This window comes from Rathayibacter sp. KR2-224, assembly GCF_049446075.1.
GTDB lineage: Bacteria > Actinomycetota > Actinomycetes > Actinomycetales > Microbacteriaceae > Humibacter.
The window spans coordinates 663,585-675,197 of sequence record NZ_JBMSEB010000001.1; the positions used below are offsets into that span (position 1 = coordinate 663,585).

The window sequence follows — 11,613 nt, forward strand, 5'->3', positions numbered from 1 at the left end:
CCGCGAGTCAGCCGCGGCCGAACAGCTTCTGCACGGCTGCGAGTTCCTCGCCCGTCGGCGCCTGCTGAGCGGCTTCCTGCCCTGCGCCGAGACCGAATCCGGACCCGCCTGCCGAGCCACCGGGTTTCGCCCCGGAGGCGAGCGCCGCATTCTCCGCAGCACGCTTTGCCGGGTTGCCTGAGCGCGACGACTTGCCCTTCTTCTTCTGCGACTTGCGTCCGGCGAAGCCGCCGCCGGCCATCGGTCCCATGCCCGGCACGTTCGGCACACCGCCCCTTGCGACGGTCTTCATCATCTTGGCCGCCTGCTCGAACCGGGTGACGAGCTGATTGATGTCGGTCACCGTCATGCCGGAGCCCTTGGCGATGCGCAGCCTGCGCGAACCGTTCAGCAGCTTGGGGTTCGCCCGCTCCGCCGGCGTCATCGACTGGATGATCGCCTCCGTGCGCACGATCTCCTTCTCGTCGAACTGATCGAGTTGCTGTCGCATCTGCCCTGCGCCAGGGAGCATCCCGATCATCTTCTTGATCGAGCCCATGTTGCGCAGCTGCTGCATCTGCTTCAGGAAGTCGTCGAGCGTGAACGTCTCGGTCGCGAACTTCTCCGCGACCTTGCGCGCCTCTTCTTCGTCGAATGCTTGCTGCGCCTGCTCGATGAGCGTCAGCACGTCACCGAGATCGAGGATGCGGCTGGCCATGCGATCGGGATGGAACGGCTCGAAATCGTCGAGCGACTCACCCGTCGAGGCGAAGATGATGGGCCGACCTGTGATGGATGCCACGGACAGCGCGGCTCCGCCTCGTGCGTCGCCGTCGAGCTTGGTGAGCACAACGCCGGTGAAATCGACGCCCTCCTGGAACGCCTTGGCCGTGTTCACGGCGTCTTGTCCGATCATGGCGTCGATGACGAACAGGACTTCGTCGGGGTTCGTCGCCTTGCGGATGTCCGACGCCTGCTTCATGAGTTCGGCATCGATGCCGAGACGACCGGCGGTGTCGATCACGACGACGTCGTACTGCTGGCGCTCTGCCTGTTTCACGGCGTCTTTGGCCACGCGCACCGGGTCGCCGACGCCATTGCCCGGCTCGGGAGCGAACACCGTGACGCCCGCCTGCTCGCCGACGACCTGAAGCTGGGTGACGGCGTTAGGACGCTGGAGGTCTGCTGCCACCAGCATCGGGGTGTGCCCGTCCTTCTTGAGCCACTTCGCGAGCTTCCCGGCCAGCGTCGTCTTGCCGGCGCCCTGAAGGCCGGCGAGCATGATGACCGTCGGAGGGTTCTTGGCGAACTCCAGGCGGCGCTGCTGACCACCGAGGATGCCAACGAGTTCCTCGTTGACGATCTGCACCACCTGCTGCGCGGGGTTCAGCGCCTTGTTGACCTCGTCGCCGAGTGCACGCTCACGAACGGTGGCAGTGAACTGCCTGACAACGTCGAGTGATACGTCCGCGTCGAGCAGAGCGCGGCGGATCTCGCGGACTGTGCCGTCGACATCCGATGCCGAGAGCTTGCCCTTGGTGCGGAGGTTCTTGAAGGTCTCGGTGAGCCGGTCGGAGAGCGTGCCGAAGGTAGCCATGGTGGGGTCAATGGTACTGGAGCGGGCTGACTGCTCCCCCACTGCTCGGCGTCGTCACTGCTCGCCGTCGTCCACCGTCACGACGTCGCCCTGGTCGTCGAAGCCGACCTGCAGCACGGCATCCGTTTCGTCCGGGTCGATGGAGTAGGTGAAGACCGCGAATGCGTCGTCGTCGGCCGTGTTGCCCGGCCGGAGCGACACGCTGAGCAGCTGCAGGGAGCGCAGCACATCCATGGGGATGTCGCCCGAGTTGTGCACCAGGAGATCCAGGAGCGATTGGCCCAGGTCGTCGACGCGTTGGTCGATGTACTGGGTCGTCACGGACCCGCGCTCGCTGAGGTCGGCGATGAGCGCGTCGCGGGCGCGGGCGTCCAGTCCTTCGAGGGCATTGATGACGGCCGCGGCGGTGTCGAGTGCGCTCTCCGACACCTCTGCCGCGTCCGCGGCGGTGAGCACCACCTCCACCGGTTGCTCGGCGACCTCGACGGTCTCGCTCCAGTACAGTCCGCCCGACGAATCCTCGTCGATGATGCCGAAGAAGTCGTGCTCGATGGCCATGTCGCCTCCTCCGCTCAGCCGACCAGTTGCTGTGCGAAGACGTGCGGCGTGAATCCCGTGAGGTCGCCGATGCCTTCGCCCTGGCCGATGAGTTTGATGGGCAAGCGCGTGCGCTCCTGAACCGACAGCACGAAACCGCCCTTGGCCGAGCCGTCGAGCTTCGTGAGCACCAGCCCGGTTACGCCGGCGTGCTCGATGAACGCCTGCGCCTGAGCTAGTCCGTTCTGGCCAGTCGTCGCGTCGAGCACCAGGAGCACCTCGGAGATCGGCGCCTGCTTCTCCACCACGCGTTTGATCTTCGACAGCTCGTCCATGAGCCCGCCCTTTGTGTGCAGCCGTCCGGCCGTGTCGATGATGACGATCTCGGTGCCCGTGTTCTTCGCGTACTCGACGGTCTGGAACGCGACGGATGCCGGGTCCTGCCGTTCCTGCTGCGGCCGCACGATCTCCGCTCCCGCGCGTGCAGCCCACGTCGCCAGCTGCTCGACCGCGGCCGCACGGAACGTGTCGGCAGCGCCCACGACCACGGAGCGGTCGAAGTTGCGCAGGAACTTCGCGAACTTGCCGATCGTGGTGGTCTTGCCCACGCCGTTCACACCGACCACCAGCACCACTGCTGGGCGCTCGGTCAGGTGCAGTGTCGGGTCGAAGTCCGCGAGCCGTTCCTCGATGGTCTCGCGGAGCATCCTCTGCAGGTCGGCGGGATCGGTCGTACGGTAGCGGTCGACCTTCTGACGCAGCTCGTCGACGATGTCCTCGGTGACGGCCGGTCCGAAATCGGCGGTGATGAGCGCCGCCTCAAGGTCGTCCCACGTCTGCTCGTCGATCGTGCGCTTCGCGAACATGCCGCGCAGCGCGCCAGCCAGCGACCAGGAGCGTTCTGCCATGCCTCAAGAGTAGAGGCGATTGAGGTTTGGTCATGCGAGCTCGCTCGCATGACCAAACCGATTGAGCCTTTGAGCGGCGTCAGCCGCGATAGAGGCGATTGAGGGACAGCACCGTCGTCGCGAACCTGGCCCTGGAAGCGCTCGGGTGGGAGCATGAGCGCATGGCGCAGATGAACGGCTGGCTCGGCGTGGTGTCTCGTTCGCACGTGCTTCACGGCGTGCAGCTGGGGATCGCCCAGTTCAATCACGGCAAGCGTGCGGCGGTCGCGCGCCCTCACGCTGGAGACGTCGTGGTCTACTACTCGCCGCGTACGGACTATCCGGACGGCGAACCGCTCAAGGCGTTCACTGCGATAGGCACGGTGGTCGACGACGAGGTCTGGCAGGCGGACGAGGGCGACTTCACGCCGTGGCGCCGCCGGGTCGAGTATCGCGAAAGCGTCGAGGTGCCGATCGCAGACCTCGCAGGACGGCTGGAGTTCACCTCCAGTCCCAACTGGGGCTATCTGCTGAGGCGCGGACTGCTGCCTCTTGCGCCGGGCGACGTCGCGGTCATCGAGAGCGCGATGTGCGGTCCGGCGAACGGCGGCGAACGGCAATCCGAGCTCTGAACGGGGCTCTGTCGGAGGCCTGGAATAGGTTCGTGGCATGCAGATGTCATCCGCATTCGAAGACCTTCGCTCACGTCTCTCTGGCTCGCTGTTCCTTCCGGGCGACGACGGCTACGACCACGAGCGGTTCGGCTGGAACCTGGCCATCGATCAGCGGCCTGCGGCCATCGTCGTTCCGTCCGGCGTTTCCGATGTGCAGCATGCCGTCAGGGCTGCCGCGGCGGCTGGCCTTGGCGTCCTCACCCAGCCGAACGGTCACGCGGCCGGCCGTGACCTGTCCGACATCGTCCTGATCCGTCCGCGCTCGTTCGACGACGTCTCCGTCGACGTTCAGCGGCGAACGGCGCGGGTGGGTGCAGGGGTCAACTGGGGCCGCGTACTGGCGGCGCTGGACGACACGGGCCTCGTCGCCCTGGCCGGCAGCAATCCCGAAGTGAACGTCGTGGCGTATTCGCTGGGAGGCGGGCACTCGATGTTCGGACGCGCATACGGTCTTCAGGCACCGGCCATCACTGCGGTGGAGCTGGTCGATGCGACAGGCGAGGCTCGCCGCATCGACGACGAAACAGACCCCGAGCTGATGTGGGCCATGCGGGGGGCAGGCGGTCTGTTCGGTGTGGTCACCGCGATCGAGTTCTCACTGTTCCCAGGCGCCCGGCTCTACGGCGGAAAGCTCGCGTTCACTCCGGACAGGGCCGCCGACCTGCTCCCCGTCGTGTTCGAACTCGCAGAGGCCCAGCCAGCACTCGGCCTCTCGTTCGGCATGATGACCTTCCCCAACGCTCCCGCCATCCCCGATCCGTTGCGCGGCAAGACGCTCGCCTCCGTCGACGCGTTGCACATCGGAGACGCGGAGTCGGGTTCACAGCTGATCGAGCCGCTCAGGGCGGTCGGATCGGCCGTCACTGACAGCATGCAGCCGTTCGGCATCGGTTCGCTCGCCGCCGTCGCTGCCGAACCGGTCGCCCCGATGGCGTTCATGGACTGGAGCAGCGCCGTCGGCGACTACGGCCAAGAGTCCGCCGCGGGCCTCATCGAAGCGTTCCACGACGCATCGGCCAAAGGGCTGAGCAGGATGGAGGTGCGTCCCTTCGGCGGTTCCCTGCGCTCGGGTGACCCCGCCCGGTCGGTCGCCTCGTATGTCGCGGCGCCTGCGTACCTGGGTGCCAACTTCATCGCCCCTAACCCGGAGGCGCTGGCGGGAGCGGATGCGGCGTTCGCACCCTTGGCCGCAGCGGCCGCCTCGACTCCGGCCACCGGGAATGTGGCGACTCTGCTCGACGACCGCGCGACGCTTGCGGATGCCTATGGTGCGGAGTCCATCGAGCGGTTGCGTCGCCTCAAGACGGAGCGCGATCCGAGCGGAGTCATCCGGGCTGCCAGGGAGCTCCCGCGGTAGCCGGCCCGAAACGCGGTCAGGCCGACTGGCGCTCGTCCTCTACGCCGTTCGCACCGGCATCCCGTTGTGCAACCCTCTGCCCGACGACGGCCGATACCCCGTCCTGCCGCATGGAAACGCCGTAGAGCGCGTCCGCGATCTCCATGGTGCGCTTCTGGTGGGTGATGACGATGAGCTGGCTGTCGCCACGAAGGTCTTCGAACGTCGTCAGCAGTCGGCCCAGGTTGGCGTCGTCGAGCGCGGCCTCCACCTCGTCCATGATGTAGAACGGGCTTGGGCGCGCCTTGAAGATGGCGAGAAGGAACGCGACCGCCGCGAGCGACCGCTCGCCGCCGGAGAGCAGCGACAGCCGTTCGATCTTCTTCCCGGCCGGCCGCACCGACACCTCGATGCCGGTGGCCAGCAGATCGTCGGGATCGGTGAGCCGGATGCTTCCGCTCCCACCGGGGAACAGCACAGGGAAGACCTCAGCGAATGCCTGCCTGGTGTCTTCGAATGCATCCGAGAAGATGCCCTGCATGCGCTCGTCGATGTCGGCGATGATCGTCAGGAGGTCTTTGCGCGTGTTCGTGAGGTCGGTCAGCTGCTCGGTGAGGAACTTGTGCCGCTGTTCGAGCGCTGCGAACTCCTCGAGCGCGAGCGGGTTCACGCGTCCAAGTCGCGCAAGCTTTCGCTCCGCGTCCTGCAGCCGCTTCTCCTGCTCGGCGCGCAGGAACGGCCGCTCGTCGTCGTCCTCCGTCTCGGCCGGGATGGCCGCCTCGGGCCCGTACTCGGCGACCAGCACGTCTTCGACCAGCCCCAATTCGCTTCCCGCACGCTCCAGCAACGACGACAGGTGCAGCTTCTTCTCGTAGATCTGCAGCTCGAGACCGTGGACACTCTCGCTCACGGCCTGCAGCCGATCGCGAAGGGATGCCTCGTCTCGCCGAAGCGCGACGAGCTCCTCGTTCTGCCCGGCACGTGCGGCTTCGGCCGCCGCGAGTTCCGTACGAGCCTGGCTCACCGATCGATCCGCCGAGTCCAGCACGCGCGGGAGCGCGGCGATGACGCGTTCGGCCGCGTCGACCTGGTGCCTGCGCACCACCTCGCGACGCGCCGCCTCGGCGGCAGCGGCACGCTCGGCCTCGAGGCGCCTCGCCAACGAGACTGCACGAGCCTCCTCGGCACGCACTCGCTCGCGCGCAGTCTCGGCAGCGAGCCTCGCCTGTACCTCGGCCTCGCGACACGCTTCGAGTTCGGCAAGGAGTCCGTCTCGCGCGGAGACATCGAGGATGGGGCGCGGCCGTGCCTGCGCCTCCTCCAGAGCCTGCTTGGCGCGCTCGGAATCCGCCTCGGCGACGGCGACCTGCTCCGCCGAGGTCGCCCTCGCAGCCGCGAGACGCTGGAGTTCCGCCGCAGACGCTTCGGCCTGCACGCGCAGCCTGTTCAGCGCCTCGGTGCGCTCGGCAGCGCGCGCATCCTGCTCGCGGAGCCGGTTCAGGGCATCCGTCGAGCGTTGCTTGGCCGCCTGCGCCTCAGCGCGTGCGTCGGCGAGCGCGGCTCTCGCCGTCTGCAGTTCGCCGGTGACGATCTCTGCTCTCGTCGCGGCGGCGTCGCGGTCGGCGACCAGTTCGAGCTTGCTTTGAGTGCGGGCCGATCCGCCGCGCAGCACCTGCGTGCCGAGCACGTCCCCCTCTCGCGTGATGACCGTCACACCGGCGCCGTCCCGGTCGGCTGCGAGTGCCGGCCACGCCTGCCGCGCCGCCTCGAGATCGTCGGCGATGACCGTGGCCTCCAGCAGCGTGAGGATGCCGGCCGGCCCCCGCACGACGGCGGCCGCTGCCACAATTCCGGCGGGAAGCTCCCGACGCCGGTCGGCGCCAGACGCCGCGGCCGCTCCGGAGGCTGCGATCGCCAGTTCGACGCGACCGAGCTCGGACTGCTTGGCATACAGGAGAGCGTGGATGGCGGCATCCCTGTCGTCAGCGACGACCGCGTCGGCGAGCGACCCGAGGGCTGCGGCCACAGCCGTCTCGTAGCCGGGCTCGACGCGCACGTTGTCGGCGACGAGTCCGCGCAGCCCGTCGAGCTTGGCGGCGACGAGGGCCGTCGAGCCGTCCTTCTGATCGAGTGCGAGCGACAAGGCGCCCACTCGTGCCTGCAGGGCGTCGCGCTCCCGCTCCAGGGTGTGCACCGCTTCACGGAGCCGGTCGATGTCACCCTCGCGCTCGAAGACCGCCGACTGTGCCAGCTCGTATTCTTCCGTGAGGTCGACGTCTGGCGCATCCTCCTCGGCCTGTGCCTCCGCCGCCTGCAGGGCGAGCGTCGCCTCGTCGCGCCTGGCAGTCGCGGCATCGATCGCATTCTGCTGCCGCAGCGCCTCGCCCCTCGCCGCAGCCAGCCGGGAGGCGGCGACGTCTGCCGCGCCGCGGAGCTTCGAGAGCTCCAGGTCGTGCTTGGAGACGAGCGCGCTCTGCGCCGCGATCTGCTCGTCGAGCGCATCCAGCCTGGCACGCGCCGCACGGGTTGCGGACTGCGCCGCGGTCACGGCGGCATCGGCCGCCCCGACGCCGTCACGCAGCATCGCGGCTTCGGCCTTCGACGCCTCGATCATGTCGGGCGTGACGGTGCGCGCCGACTCGGACATGTCGGCCTGCGAGCCGAGCAGCGCGAGACGCTGGTTGGCCAGCGTGAACAGCGATCGCAGCCGCTCCTGCGCGGACTCGAGCGCGAACGCCGTGCGCCGGGCAGCGTCGACCGCGTCGCCCACCTGCTCCTGCTCGATCCGCGCGATGCGCAACTGCTTCTGCTCGAGCTGCTCCTGGAGCACGATGCGCTCGCTGTGCCGCTGCGACTCGTCGCGCGAGTAGTCGTCGAGCGCCGCACGCAGGGTGACCACCTCGTCCGCCAGCAATCGCGCCCTTGCGTCGCGCACGATGGCGGCGATGGTCTGCGCCTCCCTCGCGACCTCGGCCTGAGCCCCGAGCGGCTTCAGCTGGCGGCGGATCTCACCCGCCAGATCGCTCAGCCGCGTGAGATTCGTCTGCATCGCCTCGAGCTTGCGCAGGGTCTTCTCCTTGCGCCTTCGATGCTTCAGGATGCCCGCGGCTTCTTCGATGAATCCGCGACGATCATCCGGGCTTGCGTGCAGCACGGCATCCAGCTGCCCCTGCCCCACGATGACGTGCATCTCGCGGCCGAGCCCTGAGTCGCTCAGCAGCTCCTGCACGTCGAGCAGCCGGCATTGTTTGCCGTTGATCGCGTATTCGCTGCCTCCGTTGCGGAACAGCGTGCGGCTGATCGTGACCTCGGAGTACTCGATCGGCAGCACGCCGTCGGAGTTGTCGATGGTGAGGGTGACCTCGGCGCGGCCGAGCGGACCCCTCGTCGACGTGCCGGCGAAGATGACGTCTTCCATCTTGCCGCCGCGCAGGGTCTTCACGCCCTGCTCCCCCATCACCCAGGCGAGCGCATCGACCACGTTGGACTTGCCCGAACCGTTCGGTCCCACGATGCAGGTGACGCCTGGCTCGAACGCGAAAGTGGTCGGCTGGGCGAAGGACTTGAAGCCCTTGAGCGTCAAGCTCTTCAGATGCAACCGACGCCCCCTTCTGACTGGCTGGCCATGCCGACCGGCCTGCCGGCCGGCACTCAACACTTGTGCGGCCGGCGCGGCCCGGGCGGCGACCCGTCTCTAAGGTACCCGACGGGCGACGCGCAACCCCGCACGCGCGTAGGCTGGTCGGCTGATTGCCTCGTCGGAGGGAGCGCGCGTGCGGGTGACCATCGAGCGGGTGGCGGTGCCCGAGACCATGGCTGACGACACGAACGGCGATTTCGCCGGATTCGTCGACGTGGAGAACGCCTGCGCCCTGCACCTGTGGCACAACGACGACTTCGTGTACGACCCGGCCGACCAGCTCGCGTGGTACCTGCCGAGCCCGTTCGGAATGCGGATGCTCTACCTCGCGCGCCTGGACGGCGAACCCACCGGACGGCTCCTGGTCACCGTGCCGCTCGAGGAAGACGCGACGACGGCAGAAGTAGAGGTGCGGGTCATCCCCGCAGCCCGACGGCACGGCATAGGGGCCGCGCTGCTGCGTCAGGGCGAGGAACTCGTGGCCGAGGCCGGCCGCATCGACATCTCGGCGTTCACGGAACACCTGCTCTCGGACATCCCGCCCGAAGCGGAGACGATCGCACCCGAGGCGGGGCCGCGCGGCATCCCGGCGGACGAGGGCACGCGGTTCGCGCTGTCGGCGGGTTACCGGCTCGGACAGGTCGAGCTCGTGAGCCGGTTGGCGGTACCGCTACCCGACGCGGTCGGCTCTCGCCTTCAACGGGAGGCGGACGATCACGCAGCGGGCTACCGCATCGTGACCTGGTGGCAGCACTGTCCTGATGACCTCGTCGCCGGGTATGCAGCTGCACGCGCACGCATGGTGCAAGAGGTTCCCCACGACGGCATCGTTTTGGATGCCGAGCACTGGGATGCCCAGCGCGTGCGCGAGGAGGAACGTCGCTGGATCGATGCGGGCGAGCCTCCGCTCGTCGCCGTCGCGGTGCACGAGGCGACGGGCGACGTCGCCGCATACACGATCCTGCTCGTCGCGGTCGGCTCGAAGAAGGTCGAGCAGTGGGACACGCTCGTCGTCCCCGCGCACCGGGGGCACCGACTCGGGATCGCGGTGAAGCTCGCGAACCTTGCTGCTTTGGCCCGTGTGGCGCCGCAGGTGGAGCGTGTGCTCACCTGGAACGCCGCGGAGAACGGTCCGATGCTCGCCATCAATGAGGCCTTCGGCTTCGAACCGCTCGCCCTCAACGGCACCTGGCAGAAGCACCTCGAGTGAGACTCACGCTCCGGTCGTCGGCGTAGGGGTGGGCTTCGGCGTACTCGGCGATGGGGTGCTTGTCGACGGCGTGCCGGCCGATGGAGCGGACGGCGTGCTCGTCGCCCCTCCGACCCGTGAAATGCACTTGTCGAGCCGCGTCTTGACCTTGCCGATCGCGTCTTTCACCCGGTCGCCGTAGCCGCCGGACTCGGCCTTGCTTGCAATCGTCTTGAGGTCGGACTCCCGGTTGGCACCACTGGCCGCCTTCGCGTTCTTGAGGTCGCTGCGGAGCGAGGAGGGAAGACGGTCCCACGCTGCCTTGAAGCCCGCAAGCGTCTTCTTGTCCTTCGCCGCCGATTGCACTGCCGAGCCATAGCCACCCGATTGTGCCTTCTTCAGCACGTTCTGCAGGGCCTCGTGCTTCGCGGATGTCGAGGACTGGTGCTGCGCGGACGACACGTCCATGCGCAGGGCGTCGGGCACACGGTCGTAGTCGTGCTTGAGCACGAGCAGCACCGGCCCGCAGAGGCGACTCCCCGGGTTCGCTGCCGACGTGGCGGCGACCAGCGACGTGGACGCGATGCTGCTCACCGGAACCGTGGCCGTCGCGGAGGCGGGGATGGCTGTCAGCGCGAGCCCCCCGGCGACGGTGGCGACTGCGGCAGCGGCCGCAACCGTGATCACGAGGTGTTCGCGCCGGATGCGCCGCTTCAGACGGGTGGCGATCCCTTCCCCTTGCCGTACCTCGCCTTCGGCGGAGTGCCCGCTCGCGTCGTCCCCTGTGACGTTGGATCTGCCCGGTGCCGGGTTCCTCGGTGTCTGCATGGTGTTCCCTTCGGTTCTCCTGCCATGCCAACGGCATGGCGCGCTGATCTGCCGCGTACTGGTGTGCCAGCGACACGGCCACGACTCCACGAGACTCGCAAAGCCGTGTGCGGTACGCGTGGGATGCGTGTTCGGGGAATGTAAGGGTTCGCTGGGATGCCTGGCTTCCAGGGTGCGCCCGCCTCGGCACGGGCTTGAATGGGAGGCATGGAAGCGCCCTCCGGTCTCGTCGTCGTGGTCGAAGACGAGCGCACCATTGCCGACCTGGAGCGGCTGTACCTGACGCGCGCCGGCTTCGGAGTGGAGATCGTGGATGACGGGGACGTCGCCCTCGCGGTCATCCGGGCCAGGCGCCCTGTCGCGATCGTGCTCGACGTGGCGCTGCCCGGGGTCGATGGGATCGAGCTGTGCCGAAGGCTGCGAGCCGAGGACGACTGGACGCCGATCATCTTCGTGACGGCCCGTGACGACGAGGTAGAGCGTCTAGTCGCGCTCGAGCTCGGCGGCGACGACTACCTCACGAAGCCCTTCTCACCGCGCGAACTCGTCACCCGGCTCAAGGTCGTGCTGCGGCGCACGCACGGTACGCAGAGCATCCGCGAGGTGCGGCTTGGCACGCTCGTCCTCGACCAGGACACACGCTCGGCGACTCTGGACGGCGTCGAGCTCACCCTCACGGCAACGGAGTTCGATCTGCTGTCCTACCTCGCACGCTCCCCCGGCCGGGTCTTCACCAGGGAGCAGCTCCTGTCCGCGGTGTGGGGACATGCCGACTACGCGTCGGGCAGAACCGTGGACGTGCACATCGCCCAGCTGAGGGCGAAGCTGGGGCCGGGTTCGGGCATCCGAACCGTGCGCGGCGTCGGCTACGCCATCGACGCGCAGCAGGCGGTGCTCGACGACGCACAGGATGCCCGCACGGGCGTCCGCAGAACGGCGGGCTGAC

At 68.3% G+C, this 11,613-nt stretch carries 9 protein-coding genes; 4 read left to right on the forward strand and 5 right to left on the reverse strand.

Translation table 11 applies throughout. The features are described 5' to 3' along the window. Positions 1 to 7 precede the first annotated feature (7 nt). Genes ffh through ftsY form a run of 3 tightly spaced genes read right to left on the reverse strand, consistent with a single transcriptional unit; the run spans position 8 to position 3,021 of the window. Positions 8 to 1,576 carry a signal recognition particle protein gene (ffh, locus tag ACO2Q7_RS03160; RefSeq protein WP_423354179.1) on the reverse strand — a complete coding sequence of 523 codons (1,569 nt, stop codon included), beginning with the start codon at positions 1,574 to 1,576 and terminating at the stop codon, positions 8 to 10. Positions 1,577 to 1,630: 54 nt separating this feature from the next. Continuing rightward, complete coding sequence (locus ACO2Q7_RS03165; RefSeq protein WP_423354180.1) at positions 1,631 to 2,134, reverse strand: DUF2004 domain-containing protein; 504 nt, start codon at positions 2,132 to 2,134, stop codon at positions 1,631 to 1,633. Positions 2,135 to 2,148: 14 nt separating this feature from the next. Next, positions 2,149 to 3,021: a signal recognition particle-docking protein FtsY gene (gene ftsY, locus ACO2Q7_RS03170; RefSeq protein ID WP_423354181.1), complete on the reverse strand. Its 873-nt coding sequence runs from the start codon at positions 3,019 to 3,021 to the stop codon at positions 2,149 to 2,151. Between the two features lie 161 nt (positions 3,022 to 3,182). Here ftsY and ACO2Q7_RS03175 point away from each other — a divergent pair, with 161 nt between their 5' ends. Both ACO2Q7_RS03175 and ACO2Q7_RS03180 read left to right on the forward strand, forming a co-directional pair. Beyond that, on the forward strand, positions 3,183 to 3,632 hold the full coding sequence (locus ACO2Q7_RS03175; protein ID WP_423354182.1) for an EVE domain-containing protein: 450 nt from the start codon (positions 3,183 to 3,185) through the stop codon (positions 3,630 to 3,632). Between the two features lie 37 nt (positions 3,633 to 3,669). Next, entirely contained in the window at positions 3,670 to 5,031 is a 1,362-nt protein-coding gene (locus ACO2Q7_RS03180) for an FAD-binding oxidoreductase (RefSeq protein WP_423354183.1), read from the forward strand. A gap of 16 nt (positions 5,032 to 5,047) precedes the next feature. Here ACO2Q7_RS03180 and smc read toward each other — a convergent pair whose 3' ends face one another. Then, positions 5,048 to 8,608, reverse strand: a complete 3,561-nt coding sequence (smc, locus tag ACO2Q7_RS03185) for a chromosome segregation protein SMC (RefSeq protein ID WP_423354184.1) — start codon at positions 8,606 to 8,608, stop codon at positions 5,048 to 5,050. A 175-nt stretch (positions 8,609 to 8,783) separates the two neighbouring features. Between smc and ACO2Q7_RS03190 the strand changes: the two genes are divergently transcribed. After that, the gene (locus ACO2Q7_RS03190) at positions 8,784 to 9,860 is read left to right on the forward strand and encodes a GNAT family N-acetyltransferase (protein WP_423354185.1); all 1,077 of its coding nucleotides are present in this window, start codon (positions 8,784 to 8,786) and stop codon (positions 9,858 to 9,860) included. Positions 9,861 to 9,863: 3 nt separating this feature from the next. Here the strand turns inward: ACO2Q7_RS03190 and ACO2Q7_RS03195 are convergent, their stop codons facing one another. Continuing rightward, entirely contained in the window at positions 9,864 to 10,667 is an 804-nt protein-coding gene (locus ACO2Q7_RS03195) for a hypothetical protein (RefSeq protein ID WP_423354186.1), read from the reverse strand. Positions 10,668 to 10,874: 207 nt separating this feature from the next. Here ACO2Q7_RS03195 and ACO2Q7_RS03200 point away from each other — a divergent pair, with 207 nt between their 5' ends. Beyond that, complete coding sequence (locus ACO2Q7_RS03200) at positions 10,875 to 11,612, forward strand: response regulator transcription factor (protein WP_423354187.1); 738 nt, start codon at positions 10,875 to 10,877, stop codon at positions 11,610 to 11,612. Position 11,613 lies beyond the last annotated feature (1 nt).

Bases quoted from the DNA above. Each gene is read 5' to 3' on its own strand.
- ftsY (WP_423354181.1), bottom strand. From the start codon at position 3,021: ATGGCAGAACGCTCCTGGTCGCTGGCTGGCGCGCTGCGCGGCATGTTC.
- ACO2Q7_RS03165 (WP_423354180.1), bottom strand. From the start codon at position 2,134: ATGGCCATCGAGCACGACTTCTTCGGCATCATCGACGAGGATTCGTCG.
- ACO2Q7_RS03195 (WP_423354186.1), bottom strand. From the start codon at position 10,667: ATGCAGACACCGAGGAACCCGGCACCGGGCAGATCCAACGTCACAGGG.
- ACO2Q7_RS03200 (WP_423354187.1), top strand. From the start codon at position 10,875: ATGGAAGCGCCCTCCGGTCTCGTCGTCGTGGTCGAAGACGAGCGCACC.
- ffh (WP_423354179.1), bottom strand. From the start codon at position 1,576: ATGGCTACCTTCGGCACGCTCTCCGACCGGCTCACCGAGACCTTCAAG.
- ACO2Q7_RS03175 (WP_423354182.1), top strand. From the start codon at position 3,183: ATGGCGCAGATGAACGGCTGGCTCGGCGTGGTGTCTCGTTCGCACGTG.
- ACO2Q7_RS03180 (WP_423354183.1), top strand. From the start codon at position 3,670: ATGCAGATGTCATCCGCATTCGAAGACCTTCGCTCACGTCTCTCTGGC.